General features: G+C 40.6%; 18 protein-coding genes. 11 read left to right on the forward strand and 7 right to left on the reverse strand.

Features of this window, described 5'->3' with window-relative positions; translation table 11 throughout:
- The first annotated feature begins 43 nt into the window (after positions 1-43).
- Genes JJ692_RS16195 through JJ692_RS16205 form a run of 3 tightly spaced genes read left to right on the forward strand, consistent with a single transcriptional unit; the run spans position 44 to position 2,147 of the window.
- Positions 44-370 (forward strand): potassium:proton antiporter, encoded by a 327-nt coding sequence (locus JJ692_RS16195; RefSeq protein WP_241257972.1) that lies wholly within the window; start codon positions 44-46, stop codon positions 368-370.
- 52 nt (positions 371-422) lie between these two features.
- Positions 423-920 (forward strand): cation:proton antiporter regulatory subunit, encoded by a 498-nt coding sequence (locus tag JJ692_RS16200; RefSeq protein ID WP_024425442.1) that lies wholly within the window; start codon positions 423-425, stop codon positions 918-920.
- 3 nt (positions 921-923) lie between these two features.
- A complete protein-coding gene (locus tag JJ692_RS16205) occupies positions 924-2,147 on the forward strand; it encodes a cation:proton antiporter (RefSeq protein ID WP_024426572.1) in 1,224 nt (407 codons plus the stop codon).
- A gap of 37 nt (positions 2,148-2,184) precedes the next feature.
- On the opposite strand, the gene JJ692_RS16210 is transcribed toward JJ692_RS16205, so the two are convergent.
- The 5 genes from JJ692_RS16210 to JJ692_RS16230 form a co-directional block, all read right to left on the reverse strand.
- Positions 2,185-3,459: a lysine N(6)-hydroxylase/L-ornithine N(5)-oxygenase family protein gene (locus tag JJ692_RS16210; RefSeq protein WP_206533957.1), complete on the reverse strand. Its 1,275-nt coding sequence runs from the start codon at positions 3,457-3,459 to the stop codon at positions 2,185-2,187.
- Between the two features lie 75 nt (positions 3,460-3,534).
- Positions 3,535-5,034, reverse strand: coding sequence for a coproporphyrinogen III oxidase (locus JJ692_RS16215; protein ID WP_206534474.1), 1,500 nt, complete (start codon positions 5,032-5,034; stop codon positions 3,535-3,537).
- Between the two features lie 113 nt (positions 5,035-5,147).
- On the reverse strand, positions 5,148-6,014 hold the full coding sequence (locus JJ692_RS16220) for a Cof-type HAD-IIB family hydrolase (protein ID WP_039177545.1): 867 nt from the start codon (positions 6,012-6,014) through the stop codon (positions 5,148-5,150).
- Positions 6,015-6,465: 451 nt separating this feature from the next.
- Entirely contained in the window at positions 6,466-6,822 is a 357-nt protein-coding gene (locus JJ692_RS16225; protein ID WP_024425750.1) for a YlbF/YmcA family competence regulator, read from the reverse strand.
- 121 nt (positions 6,823-6,943) lie between these two features.
- Positions 6,944-8,077, reverse strand: a complete 1,134-nt coding sequence (locus JJ692_RS16230) for a DUF445 domain-containing protein (protein ID WP_206533958.1) — start codon at positions 8,075-8,077, stop codon at positions 6,944-6,946.
- A 213-nt stretch (positions 8,078-8,290) separates the two neighbouring features.
- Here JJ692_RS16230 and JJ692_RS16235 point away from each other — a divergent pair, with 213 nt between their 5' ends.
- The 7 genes from JJ692_RS16235 (at position 8,291) to JJ692_RS16265 (ending at position 14,570) form a co-directional block, all read left to right on the forward strand.
- The gene (locus JJ692_RS16235) at positions 8,291-9,403 is read left to right on the forward strand and encodes a YheC/YheD family protein (RefSeq protein WP_206533959.1); all 1,113 of its coding nucleotides are present in this window, start codon (positions 8,291-8,293) and stop codon (positions 9,401-9,403) included.
- The gene (locus JJ692_RS16240) at positions 9,360-10,718 is read left to right on the forward strand and encodes a YheC/YheD family endospore coat-associated protein (protein ID WP_206533960.1); all 1,359 of its coding nucleotides are present in this window, start codon (positions 9,360-9,362) and stop codon (positions 10,716-10,718) included. Before JJ692_RS16235 ends, JJ692_RS16240 begins: the two co-directional genes overlap by 44 nt.
- Before the next feature lie 152 nt (positions 10,719-10,870).
- Positions 10,871-11,080, forward strand: coding sequence for a YheE family protein (locus JJ692_RS16245; RefSeq protein ID WP_151039230.1), 210 nt, complete (start codon positions 10,871-10,873; stop codon positions 11,078-11,080).
- Positions 11,081-11,100: 20 nt separating this feature from the next.
- Entirely contained in the window at positions 11,101-11,976 is an 876-nt protein-coding gene (locus JJ692_RS16250) for a helix-turn-helix domain-containing protein (protein WP_024426580.1), read from the forward strand.
- A 144-nt stretch (positions 11,977-12,120) separates the two neighbouring features.
- Complete coding sequence (locus tag JJ692_RS16255) at positions 12,121-13,227, forward strand: ABC transporter ATP-binding protein (RefSeq protein WP_024425745.1); 1,107 nt, start codon at positions 12,121-12,123, stop codon at positions 13,225-13,227.
- A 236-nt stretch (positions 13,228-13,463) separates the two neighbouring features.
- Positions 13,464-13,667 carry an alpha/beta-type small acid-soluble spore protein gene (locus tag JJ692_RS16260; RefSeq protein ID WP_206533961.1) on the forward strand — a complete coding sequence of 68 codons (204 nt, stop codon included), beginning with the start codon at positions 13,464-13,466 and terminating at the stop codon, positions 13,665-13,667.
- Between the two features lie 285 nt (positions 13,668-13,952).
- Complete coding sequence (locus JJ692_RS16265) at positions 13,953-14,570, forward strand: NAD(P)-dependent oxidoreductase (protein ID WP_073204529.1); 618 nt, start codon at positions 13,953-13,955, stop codon at positions 14,568-14,570.
- Between the two features lie 117 nt (positions 14,571-14,687).
- Here the strand turns inward: JJ692_RS16265 and JJ692_RS16270 are convergent, their stop codons facing one another.
- Positions 14,688-16,703, reverse strand: a complete 2,016-nt coding sequence (locus JJ692_RS16270; protein ID WP_111927066.1) for an ABC transporter ATP-binding protein — start codon at positions 16,701-16,703, stop codon at positions 14,688-14,690.
- The gene (bmrC, locus tag JJ692_RS16275; RefSeq protein WP_034282232.1) at positions 16,700-18,457 is read right to left on the reverse strand and encodes a multidrug ABC transporter ATP-binding protein BmrC; all 1,758 of its coding nucleotides are present in this window, start codon (positions 18,455-18,457) and stop codon (positions 16,700-16,702) included. Before bmrC ends, JJ692_RS16270 begins: the two co-directional genes overlap by 4 nt.
- Positions 18,458-19,013: 556 nt before the next feature.
- On the opposite strand from bmrC, the gene JJ692_RS16280 reads away from it, so the two are divergent.
- Positions 19,014-19,520, forward strand: coding sequence for a universal stress protein (locus JJ692_RS16280; RefSeq protein ID WP_025093324.1), 507 nt, complete (start codon positions 19,014-19,016; stop codon positions 19,518-19,520).
- Positions 19,521-19,528: the final 8 nt, after the last annotated feature.

Here is a 19,528-nt window from a genome sequence, read left to right on the forward strand (position 1 = left end):
TAGTAAAAAAAGAAAGAAAATAAATTTGAAAGGAGGAGGATGATTGATCAGATGTTCCATCATGATATTGGTTAGCTTCATCGTCATGTTTTCTCCTTTTTCAAATGTCGTTTTTGCTTCACAGGCAGAAGCGAGCACACCTAGCCTGATTTCTCCATCCATTTATGATGAAGAAATCAATGCTGTGAAGACACCTTCGTTTTCAAAAAAACATGCTTCATCCATTCTGTTGAAGGCCAGATTATCAATGATGGATGCCAAGACTTTTCTACCAAAGCCTGCCCCATCAGCTGCATTGTCCATTGATCTATGTTTTTTGGAAATGAAGTGTGCGATCCCCGTTATGTATCAATCTAATTACCTCTACTGATTCATTTTATTTCATCCGCATTTACTCAGACTATCAAATTCGGAGGGATAAAATGAACATTAAAGAAAATGATCTTCCTGGGATCGGAAAGAAATTTGAAATTGAAACGAGAAATAGAGAAAAGATGACGATTGTGATTCATGATGATGGCAGACGGGAAATTTATCGTTTTGACGACGATGATCCAGATGAAGTGCTGTCTACCATTTCACTCGATGATGCTGAATCCCGGCAAATCGCTGCTATTATCGGCGGTATGGTGTATAAACCGCAGGCACTAGAAACCATTGAAATGGCCTTCAACGACTTGATCATTGAATGGTTTAAGGTGGAAAAAGGTGCAAAAGCGGTTGGACATACACTCGGTGATTTAGATGTGAGACAAAATTATGAAGTCACCGTGATTGCGATCATTAAACATACAAATGAAAAATTACTCAACCCTGGTGCCGATTCAATTATTCAAGCAAATGATACGATGGTCATTTCGGGCGAAAGAAAACACTTGAAACGATTGGTACGTGATTTTCTTTCTAGAGGGGGAGAGTGATGAATGGATCATTTAGTCTTTGAAGTTGGGACGGCGCTAATTCTTATCGCCATCGCCAGCTTAATCGCCAATAAAATTAAATTTTCTATCATCCCTTTTCTCATTGTCCTCGGAATGATTGTTGGGCCGCATGCTCCAACTATCGGGATCATTGATTTGAAATTTATCGAAAGCACGGAGATCATTTCGTTTTTTGGCAGAATGGGCGTCCTGTTCCTTCTTTTCTATCTTGGACTTGAGTTCTCTGTCGGAAAGCTCATTAAATCGGGTAAATCTATTGCAGTCGGCGGATCTATTTATATTTTGATCAACTTCAGCTTAGGACTGCTCTACGGTTTTATCACAGGGTTTGGATTCCTTGAGATTCTCATTATGGCAGGTGTGATCACCATTTCATCCAGCGCCATTGTGGCCAAAGTCCTTGTCGATTTGAAACGGACGGCAAATCCTGAAACAGAGTTAATTCTAGGGATTATTATGTTTGAGGATATTTTCCTTGCCGTATATTTATCTGTCGTATCAGGTCTTGTCCTTGGAGATGCCACTACTGTTGGCGGTGCCTTATTATCGATTTTAATCGCTTTTGGTTATATGATGCTTTTCTTTATCATTGCGCGGAAGCTGCCAAAACTATTAAATAAGTTGTTTGATATCCGTTCGAACGAAGTATTTATCATTGTGATTTTTGCCGCTTTGTTCTTTGTCGCTGGTTTTTCAGAAACAATTCATGTAGCAGAGGCTATTGGAGCTCTCTTACTTGGTCTTGTTTTCTCAGAAACAGAGCACTCAGACCGCATCGAGCATCTCGTGGTTCCGTTTAGAGATTTCTTTGGAGCGATGTTCTTTTTCAGCTTTGGTCTCAGTATCGATCCGTTTACATTGGGTGATGCCTTCTGGCTTGCGATCGGCGCTGTGATTCTTACCTTAATTGGGAACTTCACAGCCGGAATGTTCGCTGGACGGAGAGCTGGATTTTCTCATAAAGCCTCTTCTAATATTGGATTAACCATCGTATCGAGAGGAGAGTTTTCAATCATTGTTGCCGAGCTTGGCATCGCCGGCGGACTTGCCGCTACTTTGAAGCCCTTTGCTGCTTTGTATGTCTTAATCCTTGCGATCTTAGGACCGCTCGTAACGAAAGAATCTAAGAAAATCTATCAAATCCTAAACAAAATCTTCAAATGGAAACCTGAAAAACCAAAAGTAAAAAAAGAAACGACGATCTAATGAAAAAGGGCCCTATGCTTGGGCCCTTTTTTATGTTTTATTCAAATTGCTGAAATGCAGTTTCTTGCTTGACTGGCGCTTCCTCGGCCCCGCGAATGGTTCGAATGACTTTCTGGTTGCGGTAAATCGATAGTTTCAAATTGGTTGCCGCTGTTCCATGAGAATGATCAAGATTCGTGAATGTAAAGAAATGATTTGAACGCTTGTCTTTGAACACAAGCCTGAAGTCGTCTGTCACTTTAAAATGCTCTTCACTTTCCCATTCAATCAAAGGTTCATATGCACTAAACCATTCAGGAATATTCGGTGTATACCCTGTAGCCAATACAGCATGATCTACAGTTATGCTTTTTTCTTTCTTCAGCTGCCACTGTTTGAGATACAGCTCCAAAGGCTGATGCTCTCCTCTTTGAATCGCTTCAAGCTCTGTCATTGGCTGAATGAGCACAGATGGCTCTTCACCTGAAACAGAGCGATGATACAACTCCTGATAAATGCGCGAAAGCGTTGATGCATCGATGCCATTTCTTAATCCTGTCAGCCTAGGCAATGTGTTCATACGTTCTTCATAAGGAAGCGAATGAAAATACTCGACATACTTTGGTGTAAAAAGCTCTTGGCCAAGCTCTGCCGTCTCCAGCTCTCTAAATTCACTAGAACGCGTAAACCATGAAAGCTGCTGTCCTTTCTTTTGATGCTGAAGCAGGTCTAAGAAAATTTCAGCTGCACTCTGCCCTGAGCCGATTACCGCCACCGACTCAGCTTCGTGAAGTGCTTTCTGCTGATCTAAATAACGGCTGCTATGGGTCACATATGGGTATGCTGCTTCAGGCACATCGACTGGAATCATTGGTTTGCTTCCTGTGCCTAACACGACATGCTTTGCACGATATTCAGAAAGCGAACCATCGTTCAGCCGTCTGACTTTCACAAGGTAGCCATCTTGGCAGTCCGTCACTTCTTCTACCTTCATCCCGAACTGACAGCTGTCTAATTCCCCTGCCACCCATGATAAATACTCATTGAATTCTCTCCGCGGGATATCAAACTGTTCAAATGTATAGAACCGGTGAAGTCTATTTGATTCATGTAAATAATTTAAAAATGTATACCTGCTCCTTGGATTCGCCATTGTGACAAGGTCTGCTAAAAAGGAAACTTGCAAATCCGTTCCTTTGATCAGCATACCAGGATGCCAAGCAAACTCAGACTCTTGTTCAAAAAAACAGCATGAGACATCCTCATACTCCTCTAACAAAGCGGCCAATCCTAAATTGGCGGGCCCAATCCCAATTCCGATCACATCTATCATATGTACACCTGCTTTAACTTTTTATCACTTATATACCCTTTTACAAATGAAAAAAACACTGCGTCATCGCAGTGTTTAAACGTGAGAAACAAATAATGATTCAAGGAATTGAATTTTCTCTTTTGTATAGTGTTCATACCGGTCATTATACGATTTTGGATCTTTTGGATTGGCATACTGCGTAATTTTTCCTGTCCGTGGATCAATGAATTTACTCGCTGCACCGCACCCAATGCCAATGATTGTCTGTACTTCTTCCATGATAATGATATTATACAAACTTTCCTGTCCATCTAATGAATACCCGACATTTTCGAGATTTCCCAAAATATTTTTTTGTCTATATAAATAATACGGGTGATATTGATGTGCTTTCGTCCAAGAGACCGCTTCATCCATCATACGTGTGATTTCTTCTCGGTCTGCTACTTGGTATTTCTCCTTATTGCGCGTCATTTCAGATGCTCTTTTAAAGGAGAGTGTATGCACGGTTAAAGATTCAGGCTTGAGCTCTTCAGTCTGCTGCAAGGAGTGCTGAAATTCTTTGAGCCCTTCTCCCGGCAATCCAATGATTAAGTCCATATTGATATTATTCATGCCGTACTGTCTTGATAAGTGATACTTTTCAATCGTTTCTTCCACACTATGATGCCGGCCAATAGCCTTTAGTGTTTCATTCTCATACGATTGCGGGTTAATGCTAATCCGGTCAATATTGTAGCGGTTTAGCACCTCTAGCTTATCAGGCGAAATCGTATCAGGACGCCCTGCTTCGACAGTCACTTCCCGTATATGCTTCACATCTGGGAACGAGCGATACATTTCTTCATACAGCAAATCCATTTCTTCCGCTGTGATGCTCGTTGGCGTGCCTCCGCCAAAGTAAACAGTCGTCACTTTAATTCCATGTTCTTTAAGCCATGCGCCCATTTTTTGCATTTCATAATGCAGACCAAACAAAAACGTTCCCACTCTGCCAGCTTGTCCTTTAATGGCGTAAGCAGGGAACGTGCAATAAGCACATTTTGTGGGGCAGAAAGGAATGCCAATATAAATACTCACTTCCTGCTGAAGGTCATACAGATCTGGAATGGCTTTAAGCTGACGATCGACAATCTCCTGCATCAAATTGATTTTTTCATCATGAATCAAGTAATCACGCTTTAATGCCTCATGTGCATCTTCCTTTGACATGCCTTCTCTCAGCATCTTATGGAGCAATTTCGTCGGACGTATTCCTGTGAGAATCCCCCACTTTTGTGTCATTCCTGTGTGCTCCTGAAGCAAGTGTAAATAAACAGACAGCACTGTGTTTTTGATTTGTTTCCAGCGCTCCTTATCGTTCAAGCTCTCTGGGACATTCCGCGAAAAACGACTGGTGATGTCTGATCCATCGATATGACCAGATGCTTCCACCATGCCATTTTCTTCCTTCCAGCTAAATTCCATGATCAAACCATCATCCAGTTCACTTGGTTCAAACATCACTTCACTATCTTCTTCAAATAAATTGGCTATATTGACAAGCGGGCGATGAAATCGTTCATCTGACAGCCCTTTAATTAAAATTCGCATCATATCACCTTTATCTTCAAACTTGTTTCATTTTACAAAATTCATGTAGGAAAAGCAATGAAGGGAACAGACGAAGGCCCTGTCATTTCTTGATTGACAGGGCCTTCACTGTATTATCGCTTAATATCGAATTGATGTAAAAATCCTTCTCTTTGCTGCATTCTAAAGTATTCCTTGATCATATAAGCCACACCCTGTTCATCATGCGAGCGCGTCACCCAATCGGCTTTGCGCTTGACATCATTGGGGGCATTTCCCATAGCAACGCCTAAACCAGCCAATTCAAGCATTGGAATGTCATCTGTTCCATGACCAATGACAACCGTATCTTCTAAAGTAAAACCGAGTGCAGAGGTTAAAAGAGAAAGTCCCGCTTCCTTCGAAACCCCTTTGCATACAATATTCATTTTCTCATCACTGATCCTAATAAGATCAACAGATGGGAATGCTTGTTGAATGGTCCTGTGAATCTCAGGCTGAAGCTCCGCGGTCGAATATACTTCAATCACTGGTGTACTGACTGGTTCATCCATCAGCATATCACTTAAAGATTCAACAAATTGGACGGGATAGAAAATGGGATCAGACGGATGAATGAGCGTCTTTCCCATCAGCTGAGACTGCGTTTTTTTCCGGTTGCCGATCGAGAATTTTTCATGCAGCAAGCGGACATTACAATCGAAGCTTTCAAGGATTTGCACAAGATTAAACGTCTTTTCTTCCGTTAATTTTTTCACATGAAGCGGCTCATCGAGTTTATCGGCGATAAATGCACCACTATGCGTCACAAGGGTTGATGTTGGAATCTTCAACGCCTTGGCAATTTTTTGAGCGGAACGAAAATGCCGGTTGGTGACAATCGTCACGTAAACCCCTTTTTTCTTTACATATTCCACAGCTTCTTTTGTAGCAGAATGGATTTTACCATTGGAACGAAGTAACGTCCCATCTATATTGAGTGCAAGTAGTTTTTTTGACACTGAGGCATCCCCCTTCTTGATGACTGTACTTACGATGAGGATATGCCCTAGCTTGGTGCTTTAGAACATGCAGTTGAAAGAGCCCCAGGTTATGAATAGATGGATAAATAAAAAAAGCCTACCCCTAGGCTTTTTTTTATGTATGGTTTGGATGCGTTACAATGGAGTGATGAAGCTCCCCATGATCCCCTTATCATTTACACACCAAAGCATTGCTTATATCAGATCCCCTTATGATGCTTTGCGTTTCTCCCAGAAGCGCTTCTCTCTCGTTTGGCTCACCGCCATAAATCCCAAGTGAAACGCACCCAATTGTCCCTTGAGAGCGCCTTTTGAAAGCACTTTCAATATAAGTATTATCGCAGAATTTATGTGCTTCGACAACCTTTTTTTAAAAGATATTGAGGAGAAAAGATAAAACAAAAAAGGGCGAATGACATCGCCCTTTCCATTAGTTTTCTTCTGGATTCCCATAAAGCTCTTCAAGTGGCTTCATGATAATTTTATTTAACTCACCGATAAGAACACTCACACGTTGTTCTGCTTCCATCAACTGAGAGATTTTGTCGTGCTGCTGAACAAGAGCAACTGTTTTTTGAGCTTGCTCCACTTCTTCTTGTGTGATCTCTTGACCAGTCATTTGTTTTTGTTGAAGGTTTACTTGAATGTCACGGAAGTTCTCAAACATTCTTTTAGAGGACTCATCCGCGTTTACCTCATCATAAAGATTTCTTAAAGTTGAATATTCTTCGCTATGACGCAATGCTTTTTCAAGGTCATATGCAACATCATAAAGATTTACAGACATGTTATGTCTCCTTTCTATCCGTTATCACCGATATGATCGGCGGACACCACTCCACTATAACAAACTATGGCTTTCGTTTCACATATATACAATGAATTCATTAAAATTTCTATAGCTTGTCTTAGAATAGCGCCACAAAAACAGCCTGGATAGCACCAATCATCCCGCCTAAAAGACCGCCTAGAAATGTTATCATCTTCAGCTCCTTATTAGAGATGCTGACTACAAGCTCTTCCATTTTTTCAAGCGGGAAAAGTTCAATTTGTTCACGAATGATATCTTCAAATTGCAGCTTTGCAAGCAGACTCTCTAAAGCATTTGAAGCCGCTTCGATCCCCTTATCAATCAACACTGGCGCAAAATGTGTTTTAAGGTCATCCGCTACAGCACTGACATATGTTCCAACTGGTTTGTCTAATATCAGCTTTGTAGAGAAATGAGAAAGCAATTGATTTTTCACACTAAAAATAAGTTCCTTCACATTCCATTTTTCATCAAGCTCATGAAGAGAAAATAGCTTCACCTTGTCCCATTCTTGAACAAGTAAATCTGATAAAAATCTTTTTGTTTCTGCGTTTCTTAAAAACTTGATGATTTCGGGATGTACACGATCAATTAAGCTTGAATTCCCTAGAAACATTTGGACCATACTGCCAAGCATTCCCCGTTCTTTTAAGAAATCATCAATCATATTGCCAAGCCTGGCTTTGCCTTCATCACTTTCAAAATAATGAATGCCTCTCTTTAAAATATAATCTGCTGCATCTGGAATTTTTGATGATATTTTGGTTTCCACTTCTACCGGGAGCAATTCAGATAAAGTTTGCTCGTTATATGTTTCAAGCAATGAAGCGAGCTTCTGGTCAGACCACTGATGGAGCCATCTATCTGCTTTGACATCAGCCTGTGAAAAGCCGAATTTTTCTAGCAGTGAGAATACGGTGATCTCCATATTTGCGCCTTTGTCAATATATCGATGGAATGTACGCAGGATCTCCTGCTTTGCCTCCGATGATTCAAATCGCCTTTGAATACCTTCTGGCGTGAGCAAATGCTCCATAACCATGACACCAACCTGCTTGGCTACTTCGTCTCTTCTTTTAGGAATAAGCCCTGGTGTAAATGGAAGCTGTTTTCCGAATAAGTAATATGGCTTATAAGGCCGAAAAAGCATTTTAATTGCAAGATGGTTTGTCGCTGCTCCTATGACTGCGCCGATAACAATCATAAAGATAAACGTTGTGAATATATTCAAAGTCGTCATCTACCTTTCAAACAACACCCGAGGTTTATTGTTTTGATCTATACGTATTATAGTTGTTGTCAAGTTCCCAAGCAAATGAAGCATGCAGCGAGACATATGATCAAGCGATCTGTCGTAATGATAAAGGAGCGTAAGCTTTATGTAAAATCATAAAAAAATGTTTTTTGATGGTAAAAAAAGAAGTTGAAAAGAAGGTGTTTTTTAATGACAACATTAGGTATTGCGAGCCTTTCTCCGCAGTATGAAGAGGCATTCACACGGCAGCTCGCCAAAGCTGCCTCTTCTTATCGTTTAGAGGTTGTTCGTTTTACACCATTTGATTTAAAGCCGGCTTCAAATTTGATACAAGGCCAAGCATATACGAATGGCCAAGGGTTTGCCGACGCACAAATTCCGATTCCCGACTTGATTTATGACCGATGTCTTTACCGGCATGACGCACAATCTAAAAAAGCAAAACCCATCATGGAATGGCTAAAAAAATATCCAAAAACAGTTTTTTTGAATACCGGCATTTCAAATAAAATGGTGCTCTTTGAGCAGCTCCGTCTCCTCTCTGCTTTACAGCCATATTTACCTGGCTGCTTTTTATTAAAAGAGCCCTCAGACCTGATCAATATGGTAAGGGAGTACGGTGCTGGCGGTTATTGTAGAATGCAGCCTCTCTCCCCTCAGCATGCAGCATCTACTTACTTCATTTCCTTTGATGGCAAATCAACATTTACTGTTCAACTAAGTTCCAATCAAACCATTACATTTTCTCGTACGTCAGAGCTGGAGCGCTGGTGCAAAAAATATGCAGGCCGGTATTTCCTTCAATTTTTCAACACGAATGATCAAAAAGAAATTTTATTCAATGAAATCAAGATTTTCCTTATGAAAGATTCACAAAATCAATGGAAACACATGGGAATTCACACAAAATCACCTGCAGAAAATTGTCTTTTAAGTCATACACAAAAATCAGCTCCTGTGATAGGCTTTGAACACTATCTAAATACATTGCAGCCACACATCAAGGAACTCCTTTTAGATGATATGACATCCATTCAGGCATCACTCCCAGCTTATATAGATAAAACTTACTCTCCTTGCTTTGAATTCGCAGTAGACTTACTTCATACAAGTGAAGGCAGACTTTTCATATCAAATATCAGATCAAAGCCAGGGCGGTCCGCTTTTTTAAAAGTTTATCCTGAGAAGGAACACGAATTGATTCGTATCATTCTTGAACATGCGCAATCGATAAAGTCTCAACCGAAGGAGGTTTCTTATGAACAGAAAGCGCTGCATCATCGCCCCACACCTCACAAGTGAAAAAACAATTCATCTTCCCGTCCATTATAAACAGAAAGATGCCATCTATTCTCTTGCTCTAGGGTCTCGTTTAGTAGATGGCTTCAACATTTCCTATCATCAGCATCGAAATAAAATTTTATTATCTGAAGATCTATACAGAGGTTTACTGATTCCTTACCAATCAAAAGCTGATGTGATCATCATTGACCATACACTTTTTATAGGGCCGTTGATGGGCATTTTCACTGCAGGTTTTGAGCAAAGTACACAGCCATTAGGAACGAGATCAGAATTTTTTATCAAACTGCTGCACTCTTTCAGGCAGCATCCTGGTTTTGCCTATCTTTTTGGGTCACATTCTATTGATTGGGAAAAAGGAATTGTAGAAGGACTGTTGTACCACGAAGATTCATGGGTTAAAAAACAGCTTCCCCTTCCGTCAGTCATTTATGACCGGCTTCCAAATAGAAAAGCTGCTCAGTCGGCACTCATTCAAGAAACGAAGCGAAAGCTCACCCAAGACTATGATATCCCTTGGTTCAACCCTTACTTTTTTAATAAATGGGAGATTCATGAACAGCTATTAACAGATGAAAAAACATGGTACTTTCTCCCACATTCTGTACAATTAGATCCCGTGGACGCTCTTAGTAAAATTGAAACACTCCTCCATCTGCATCAAGTTATATACTTAAAACCGACAAACGGAAGTCATGGAGACGGGATTTATCAGTTAAAGAAGGAAAACAACGGAATCACTGTATTCTCAAATTTTGGAAGGTCTATTCCATATGATTCAATAGATCAGTTTCTTCAAAGGCTGCGAAATGATCATGCAATTCATGATTTTATTGCACAACAAGGCATTGAGCTTCTTCAAATAGACAATCAACCGATGGATTTCAGAGTTCATACGAATAAAAATAAAGAAGGTGATTGGACAGTCACAGCAGCAGCAGCAAAGGTTTCTGGAGATCATACCATCACGACTCACCAGTTACACGGGGGAACGGTGAAAACACTTTATGCTGTCTTTCCAGAAGAAAAGAAACGTTTGCAGATTTTACAGCAGCTTTCTCATACTGCCATCATGCTTAGCCAGGTGATAGATAAAAAAATGACCGGGCATATTGGTGAAATCGGTTTTGACTTAGGCATTGATCAAACAGGTGCAATTTGGATGTTCGAAGCCAATTCTCGCCCTGGCCGAGAGATTTTCCAGCATGTCTCTTTGAAAAAATCAGAATGGCTGATTGGGAAAAGAATCATGGATTACGCATCTTACCTTTCAAAAACGGCACTCACCACTTCAGATCACGCGAACGTCTACTGACCCTTTTTTGTCACATGTCAGTGCTCATAAATCTATGCTTTTTCTATGCTCTTTTCATGAGATGAGATACAATAAAATCAAGTTCAAGGTTGTTTCCGTGTTGTCGTGTTTGTTTATTGTTTCATCAATAAAAGCAAGGAGGCAATGATGATATGATTTCTCATTTTCAATGGAAACCCCTTTTTAAGAAAGCACAATTGCCAGGCTGGAAAATATCCTTTTTCCACAACGGTGCGCACTATGAAGGCATCTACCACAAAACAGGTGACATTGAATGGGGCTCTCACCTTCCGCCTCATGAAGTTGAGCCAACTTTAAAAGAAGAAATCCACGAATTAATGCTGTACCATGTCTATGATTAAACTGTTTAAGGAGCCCCGCCATGTTAGAAAAATTAAAACTTGTTTACGGAGACCATATCATCAGCACACCTACTCATGACAAACAAATTCTTTGGTATCAAACAGACGAAGGCGAAATATTTGGAGTAAACAAATCGGAGCTTTCAGAAAGAGAAACACTTCTTCTCAACTCTTTTCTTACACCAATTGATCTATTTCAAAAAGCGCAGACCGAGGATGAACAAAAATGGTTCAGCTATCTTTTTGAAAACAAGCCACTAACTGTCCAACATCCCGTCCGTGTTTATTATTTTCAAATGATCCATCAAGAAGAACAAAGACAGCAAATAAAAGAGGCTGTGAATAACAGCCTCGAACATACTCATTTCATATGGACAGGCCCTGAAACAGCTATGCTGATTCAACCAAATGCCACATCAGAAAACAGTCAATTAGATCAGTTAAATGATTTGTCTCTGGCTATTACAAGTGATTTTTTAACAGACTCAGTCTTTATACAAGGACAGCTGCATTTGCCAAATGACCATTTACAGATGAGGTTATTAAATGAACAACAGCTATTTTTATACCATATGCAGCGAGAAAAGCTTAGATCAGGGGCTGCCACATTTTATCAATGCCTGCCTTCGTTCATTTGTTATGATGCATCCGCACTCTCTCATGCTATTTCAGATGCTTTTAAAGAAGCGGTCTTTGACCGGGATGTTTACCGAACTCTCATGACTTATATGCAATGTAATTTAAACGCATCCAAGGCAGCAAAAGCGTTATATGTTCACAGAAACAGTCTTCAATATCGAATTGATAAATTTATTGAGCGCACTGGGCTAGATATACGACATTTTCCAGAAGCATCCGCTGCTTATTTGATGATGACTCTACTCGATCTTTCATAAAGAATGAAGACATGAGCACCCTGCCCAAAAATGAAAATAGGATGTTGTGCACGTTGTCCATTTACAGACTCTTCCTCATTTTATACACTTTATTTACTAGTAAAGCGCTTTCAAAAAAAGAGGGACTGAGGAGGCTGACATCTAATGGCTGAAATGATGCTGAATCAAATTTATAAAGTATACGATAACAAGGTAACAGCAGTAGACAACTTTAATCTACATATAGAAGATAAAGAATTTATTGTGTTTGTTGGTCCATCAGGCTGCGGAAAATCAACAACCCTTCGCATGATTGCAGGTCTAGAAGAAATATCACAAGGAGACTTTCTGTTAGATGGAAAACGGATGAATGATGTAGCGCCGAAAGACCGGGATATCGCAATGGTTTTCCAAAACTATGCATTATATCCTCATATGAATGTGTACGATAATATGGCTTTTGGATTAAAGCTTCGGAAGTTTCCAAAAGCAGAAATTGATGAGCGGGTTCGAAATGCCGCTAAAATATTAGGGCTTGAGCAATATTTAGACAGGAAACCAAAAGCACTGTCTGGAGGTCAAAGACAGCGTGTTGCACTTGGCAGAGCGATTGTACGTGATGCAAAGGTTTTTCTTTTGGATGAACCGCTTTCTAATTTAGATGCAAAACTCCGTGTTCAGATGCGTGCTGAAATTTCTAAGCTTCATCAGCGTCTGCAAACGACATTTATCTATGTGACACATGATCAGACTGAAGCCATGACAATGGCAACACGCCTTGTTGTCATGAAAGATGGTTTTATTCAGCAGGTAGGAGCTCCGAAAGATGTATATGAAAACCCAGAGAATGTGTTTGTAGGTGGATTTATCGGCTCACCTGCGATGAACTTTTTTACAGGAAAGCTCTCTGACGGTGCCATTGCGGTTGGAAAAACTCATATTCGTGTACCAGAAGGAAAAATGAAAGTATTACGCAGCCAAGGCTATATTGGAAAGGATGTCATTTTAGGCATCAGACCAGAAGATTTTCACGATGAACCAGTATTTATAGAGGCGTCTGAAGGCACAAAAATTCATGCTGACGTAGAAGTAGCTGAATTAATGGGGGCAGAAACGATGCTTTATTCTTCTATCGATGGTCAATCGTTTATTGCACGTGTGGATTCTCGTACCGATGTACAGGCCGGACAGTCTATCCCTCTTGCGATTAATATGAACAAAGCCCATTTCTTTGATTCGGATACAGAGCTGCGCATTCGCTCAGCAGAATAAAAAGATATATAAGCAGCACCATCACTCATCATTGGGTGATGGTTTTTGTATGTTAACACAACATTTACCATGTTCTTTTTTCGTATGTTTTTTTCGGATATAACCATAATACTTAGTACAAAGCAGTTACTGCATTGGGTTTCGCCAAGTGGCAAATGACTTGATCATTCGCTGGTGCGATTCCAGCAAACCCAACCAAAAAAAAACAAATCATATACAAAAAGGAGAATCACATCATGGCTAATTCTAATAGTTCAAACCAATTACTAGTTCCTGGAGCAGAGCAAGCGATCGATCAAATGAAATATGAAATCGCTTCTGAATTTGGTGTAAATCTTGGAGCAGAAACTACAGCTCGTGCTAACGGTTCAGTTGGTGGAGAAATTACAAAACGTCTTGTGTCTTTCGCTCAACAAAACCTTGGCGGAACAAAAGCTTAATTTCATATCTGGATCATAGAAGGCACCTCTTATGGTGTCTTCTTTTTTTGTTTTTATCCCTCACCAAACTCCTTTCAGCTCATATCATGTAGTAGAAAGGAGCGGATCTTCATGGACATTTTTTCTGGTATGAACTTTGAACTTTTACAATTTGTAGGGATCTCTCTATTATGTGAATATGCTCATAGTATTCGGTCCTTTCATCTTTATAAAAAAAGCATCACATAAAAGTTGTACCAATTTGGGTTCTTTTCACTTATAGTATGTAGTGGAGGGATCGAACAGATGAAAATAGCTCTTTTCGGTGCTCATGGACGTGTAGGACAAGCATTTCTTCGTTTCGTTCAAGTAGATGAACGTTACATGGTTCGTTCATTGATTCGGACAAACCGGGAAGAAATGCTTGCGGGTATGTTTCAAGTCACCGGCAATTCAAGAAATCGAGAAGATGTGCTTGAGACAATCAAAGGAGCAGATATTGTTGTGAGCTGTCTATCAACAGATGGTGATGATACATTATCTGTTTCAATGGAGCATATCGTACAAGCCATGAAGCAAACGAATACATCAAGAATTATTACAATTGGTACAGCAGGTATTTTAAAAGCAAGGCAGCAGCCGGAGCTCTACCGTTTTGAAACAAATGAATCAAAGCGGACCACTTCCCGAGCAGCTAAAGAGCATGCGAAAGCGTTTGAAATCCTTCAATCGACTGATCTAGATTGGACCATTATTTGTCCAACCTATTTACCAGATGGAGAAGTGACACGGTCATATCGCTATGAGAAAGATTTTCTCCCTATAGATGGAAAGAAAATTTCAGTTGAAGATACCGCACACTTTTTATATCAGCAGTTAAATTCGAAGGAGTTTGTACATCAACGCGTCGGCATCGCTTATTGATGATGATGCCTGTCCAAACAATATAACCAGTAAAAGTCGAGGACATAACCCTCGACTTTTTCATGCAAAGGAAAGAGCCTCTTCCAATTGAATGAGGCTCTTTTTTTCTACTATTCATCAGCTGTTTGCAACAGCACCTTTTTGCAGTTCATACATTTGTGCATACAGCCCTTCTTGCTGCATGAGTTGTTCATGACTGCCACGCTCGACGATTTCACCTTTTTCTAACACCAAGATCATATCGGCTTTTTTAATAGTGGATAATCGGTGAGCGATCACAAAAGTTGTTCGTCCTTCTTTAACTACATCAAGCGCCCGCTGAATGATCGCTTCTGTTTCTGTATCAATGTTCGCGGTGGCTTCATCTAAAATTAAAATCGCTGGATCGTACGCCAATGCGCGCGCAAATGAAATCAACTGACGTTCCCCTGAGGAAAGGGTGCTTCCCTTTTCAACGACTGGTTCATCAAAGCCTTCTGGCAGGTGCTTCAATAACTCTGCGGCACCTACTTGCTTTAATGAGGATTCAATCGTTTCTCTTTTGATGTCTTCATTCCCTAAGCTCACATTGGAGGCAATCGTTCCAGAAAATAAATACGGGTCTTGCAGCACAATGCCCATTTGTTTACGCAGCGTTTGACGCGACTGATCATAAATGCTTTCGCCATCTATGAGAATGTCTCCTTGCTGAATGTCATAAAAACGCAGCAGCAAGTTCATGATCGAGCTTTTCCCAGAACCAGTATGCCCCACAAGTGCAACCGTTTGACCTTTCTTCGCTTCAAACGTAATGTTCTTTAAGACATTTTTCCCTTCATTATAAGCAAAGGTGACATCTTTGAACTGAACGTGTCCCTCCAGCTTCTTCTGAACAGGTTCTTCCACTTCTGTTCCTGGTTCATCTAATAATCGGAAAACCCTTTCTGATGAAACCCTTGCTAATTCCAACCTAGAGAACTGATTCACAATGCCTGTAATCGGCTGGAACAATCGATTTAAATAATCGACAAACGCATAGAGCACACCAATGGACACAATGCCTGTCGCACTTAGCGAAGCACCACCAAAATACCAAATGAGCGCCACATATGCTAAATTTCGCAGCAAATTAACCAAGTTATGTGAAAGAAGTGAATTTAAATGCAGCATCTTTCGCTGATATCGAAAGTGATTGTTGTTCAGCTCATCAAATTCCTCCTGCGTCGCTTTTTCATGACGAAAGGCTTGAATGATTGTCATCCCTTGAATGGCTTCATTTAGTTTGGCATTGATTTCACTGATGATCGAACGAATGCGGTGATTGTACACCGATGCAAACTTTCTATAAGTCATCGACCATAGGAAAATAATCGGTACAGCGACCAAACAGATGAGTGCCAGCTTCACATTTAATAAAAACATGGCAATGTAAATCCCAATCATGTAAATAGCACTTGTCACGAAATTTGCAAGGACTGTTACATATAAATCACGAATGGTTTCCGTGTCATTTGTTATCCTTGCGACAACCTTTCCAGCCGGTAAATTATCAAAATAGCGGATCGGCAGCGTTTGGATGTGCTCAAATACGTCTACCCTCATTTTTTGAATAATTCGATTTGCAATCCTCTGGAGCAAATAATGCTGCCCATACTGAAAGAAAATCGCAACGATGAGCAGTCCTAGATAAAATAGAACAAGCTGCACCAAACCACTGATTTCTGGCTGATAAAAAGCGAAAATCTCCTCTTTTGATAAACGCTGTACCTCATATGTCTCACGCTCGTTCCCATTATCAATGGTGAGCTGATCTCCCGATATTTTTCTGTTTCCATCAAAACGAATCGGCTCATTCACAAAATAGTAACCGAACCCGACTTGCACTACATTGATTTGCTTTCCAGAATCCATTCCATTATTTAATCGATCGCTTCGTATATAGTTATTTCCCTGGTAATAAACGGTTTTGTCTGTCTTTTCATTGACCTCGACATACGGTTTTTCTACACCTAAAATATGATCATCAATCATTTTCTTCCCAATAAACGGCCCTGTCAGCTCAGCACCAACTGCAATCATCAGAAAGATTAAGGCAACAGACAATACTTTCTTATATAGGAGTGCGTAGGCAAGGAGTCTTCTTCCTGTTGTCATGCCTCATCCCCTCCTTCCAGCTGATTTGTTAGCTGCTGACGCAAAAATTGTTCTTTGTACCACCCATCCTGCTGGATGAGCTCGTTGTGGGTGCCCTTTTGGACAATGCGCCCTTCTTCCATAACAAGAATGAGATCGGCATGTTCAACAGCTGATAGGCGATGAGTTGTAATAAACGTCGTTTTGCCATGACGGTTTTGCCTTAGATTTTCTAGGATAGCGGTTTCTGTTTTTGCATCTACCGCAGACAATGAGTCATCCAGAATTAAAATGTCTGGATCAATTAATAAAGCACGTGCAATGGATATTCGCTGTTTTTGTCCGCCTGACAGCGCCACACCTTTTTCCCCAACCATAGTTTCCAGACCCTCTGGTAAAAGGCGTAAATCCTTTTCAAAGTAAGCATCTTTGATTGCTTGTGCTAACTCATCTTGTTTCGCGTCACGATGACCAAAGCGCATATTCTGTTCCACGCTTTTTGAGAAAAGTATATGATCCTGCGGTACATATCCGATCCATTGAAATAACTGATCTAATTCAATGTCTTGGATCGGAACACCTGATAGCAAGATTTGCCCATCACCTGCCGGGTACTGGCGCAGAAGCTGTTTGACAATGGTCGTTTTGCCGCTTCCCGTTTTGCCTGTAATCCCAATCGTCTGCCCCTTTCGAACGGTAAAGGACACATCAATGAGATTATCTTTAGATGAGGTTGGATATCTGAATGTCACATGATCAAACTCAATATCTCCAGGCTCTTGTAACGTTTTCGGCTGAGCAGCATCTGTTACGTCCGGCTTGTAGCTGAGTGTATGATTTAACCGGTCTAACGACGCATTTCCTCTTTGCATAATATTAATCAATTCGCCGATCGCAAACATTGGCCAGATCATCATGCCAAGATAGACGTTAAATGCAACAAGCTCCCCAATGGTTAAATCACTTTGGAACACGAGATAGGCTCCGTAGCCGATTCCGATTAAGTAGCTGATCCCCACAAGTAATTTCACTGTCGGCTCAAACAAAGAATCAATGATCGCCACTCGCATGTTTTTTTGAAATACATCATCTGTCATTTCTCGAAAGCGTTCGACATCTTGTTTCTCCTGCACAAAAGACCGAATGACCCGGACACCTGCCACTGATTCAAGAACGCGATCGTTCATATCACCAAATGCATCTTGAGCGACTGTAAAGCGCTCATGAATTTTGCTTCCATAAAACGCAATCAAGAGCGCCATCAGCGGCATAGGAATAATCGCCATTAAGGTTAATTTCCAGCTAATCGTCAGCCCCATCGTAAAGAAGATCATCAGCATATAAGCAGTGGAATCAACCAAGGTCAGAACGCCAAAGCCTGTTGTTAAGGCCACAGCATTCAAGTCGTTTGTACCTAATGCCATTAAGTTGCCGGTTTTTTTCTTTTCATAAAAGGTAGGCGTCATCTTAAGCAAGTGGCGCATCAGTTTCCCACGCATCACACGCTCCATGACATTTGCGCCGCCAAATAACTGATACATCCAAAAATATGTAAGTGTATAGACGACGACACCTAGTAAGCAAAAAATGGTCACATAAAACACAATACTGGATGTTGTAAATTGACCAGAACGAATGTCATCAACTGCCTGGCCAAGGTATCTTGGCGGCAGCATTTCAAGCACATTCACAATGAGCAGGAGCGTAATAGCAATCGTATAACGCCTCCACTCTTGTTTAAAGAACCAGCCTAATTTCGCAAATACTGAAAACATGTTTGTCTCTCCTTTTCAAGCTAGCCGCTTTCTAAATTTTCCTGCAAGTCACCTTGTTTCGTTTTTTGAGCTTTTGTCATTTGTCTTGATTTTGGCATGTTCACATGCTTTCACTCCTCTTCATTTACTTGTTGTTTTTCATCCCTTTATTTCGAAATGCGAAATGAATTCAACAAAAAAAGAGGCCACCAGCTGGCTGGTACGCCTCTTTTCGTCATGTAAAAAGGCGCATGTTGACAAATACGCAACATACGCCTTGATTCATCCGATCAATTGGAACAGACGAGTTCCTTTTCCATGACCAATGAAGGTGTAATTGTCACGTGAATCAACCCATTCATGCAGTTTGATTTCATTCTTCCAATGTTGCACATGACATTTCCTCCTTTTGGCTCTTGAATCTTTTTTTATCTTATAGCGCCTGTCACTATTTTGTCAATAAATATTTTTCAATAAATGAAATTTTCTAACAAAAATCATTCCCCTTCATGTGTATCTTTTTCTATTAACGGGTATACCATGAGTGTAAAGACTCCTTTTGAAAGGAATGAGGACATTGTTTCAAGCTGATCGGATGGTCGTTGCGTTTGATGGACATGAAGACAGTAAGAAAGCATTAAAAAAGGCAATCGCTTTAGCTAAAACCTTACATGCCAAGCTGACCGTTACCTATGCACATGATGGCAAAACAGACAGACAGGTGTTTGATGTGCCGCGCCCAATGACTGGCGGAGCTTATATCGGCGGCGGTACGGCAGATCTTCAAACACCCCCTGTATATGTACCTCATGATGAACAGCAAAGTCCCTTGATTTTTGAAGACCATACAGAAGAGGTCGTTGCGGAAGCAAGAATGCTTTTAAATGAGGAGCAGTTTGAGGCTGCCATTGAAATTGTAGAAGGAGAACCAGCGGAAGCGATTATCGAATATGCGGAGGAAATATCAGCAGACCTCATCGTCATGGGAGCACGTGACCAAAGCAGATTGAAAAAAATGCTGTTTGGCAGTGTGAGTGAAAAGTTATCAGCAAAATCAGATATACCTGTGCTTATTGTGAAATAAATGCATCA

Origin of the sequence: Bacillus sp. 3a (genome assembly GCF_017161885.1) — a bacterium.
GTDB classification, from domain to species: Bacteria; Bacillota; Bacilli; order Bacillales; family Bacillaceae; genus Bacillus; species Bacillus safensis.

Excerpts from the sequence above, each read along its gene's own strand:
- JJ692_RS16255 (WP_024425745.1), top strand. The coding sequence starts at position 12,121 with ATGGCTGAAATGATGCTGAATCAAATTTATAAAGTATACGATAACAAG.
- JJ692_RS16240 (WP_206533960.1), top strand. The coding sequence starts at position 9,360 with ATGAACAGAAAGCGCTGCATCATCGCCCCACACCTCACAAGTGAAAAA.
- JJ692_RS16270 (WP_111927066.1), bottom strand. The coding sequence starts at position 16,703 with ATGACAACAGGAAGAAGACTCCTTGCCTACGCACTCCTATATAAGAAA.
- JJ692_RS16235 (WP_206533959.1), top strand. The coding sequence starts at position 8,291 with ATGACAACATTAGGTATTGCGAGCCTTTCTCCGCAGTATGAAGAGGCA.
- JJ692_RS16210 (WP_206533957.1), bottom strand. The coding sequence starts at position 3,459 with ATGATAGATGTGATCGGAATTGGGATTGGGCCCGCCAATTTAGGATTG.
- JJ692_RS16245 (WP_151039230.1), top strand. The coding sequence starts at position 10,871 with ATGATTTCTCATTTTCAATGGAAACCCCTTTTTAAGAAAGCACAATTG.
- JJ692_RS16200 (WP_024425442.1), top strand. The coding sequence starts at position 423 with ATGAACATTAAAGAAAATGATCTTCCTGGGATCGGAAAGAAATTTGAA.
- bmrC (WP_034282232.1), bottom strand. The coding sequence starts at position 18,457 with ATGTTTTCAGTATTTGCGAAATTAGGCTGGTTCTTTAAACAAGAGTGG.
- JJ692_RS16225 (WP_024425750.1), bottom strand. The coding sequence starts at position 6,822 with ATGTCTGTAAATCTTTATGATGTTGCATATGACCTTGAAAAAGCATTG.
- JJ692_RS16250 (WP_024426580.1), top strand. The coding sequence starts at position 11,101 with ATGTTAGAAAAATTAAAACTTGTTTACGGAGACCATATCATCAGCACA.
- JJ692_RS16215 (WP_206534474.1), bottom strand. The coding sequence starts at position 5,034 with ATGCGAATTTTAATTAAAGGGCTGTCAGATGAACGATTTCATCGCCCG.
- JJ692_RS16205 (WP_024426572.1), top strand. The coding sequence starts at position 924 with ATGGATCATTTAGTCTTTGAAGTTGGGACGGCGCTAATTCTTATCGCC.
- JJ692_RS16265 (WP_073204529.1), top strand. The coding sequence starts at position 13,953 with ATGAAAATAGCTCTTTTCGGTGCTCATGGACGTGTAGGACAAGCATTT.
- JJ692_RS16260 (WP_206533961.1), top strand. The coding sequence starts at position 13,464 with ATGGCTAATTCTAATAGTTCAAACCAATTACTAGTTCCTGGAGCAGAG.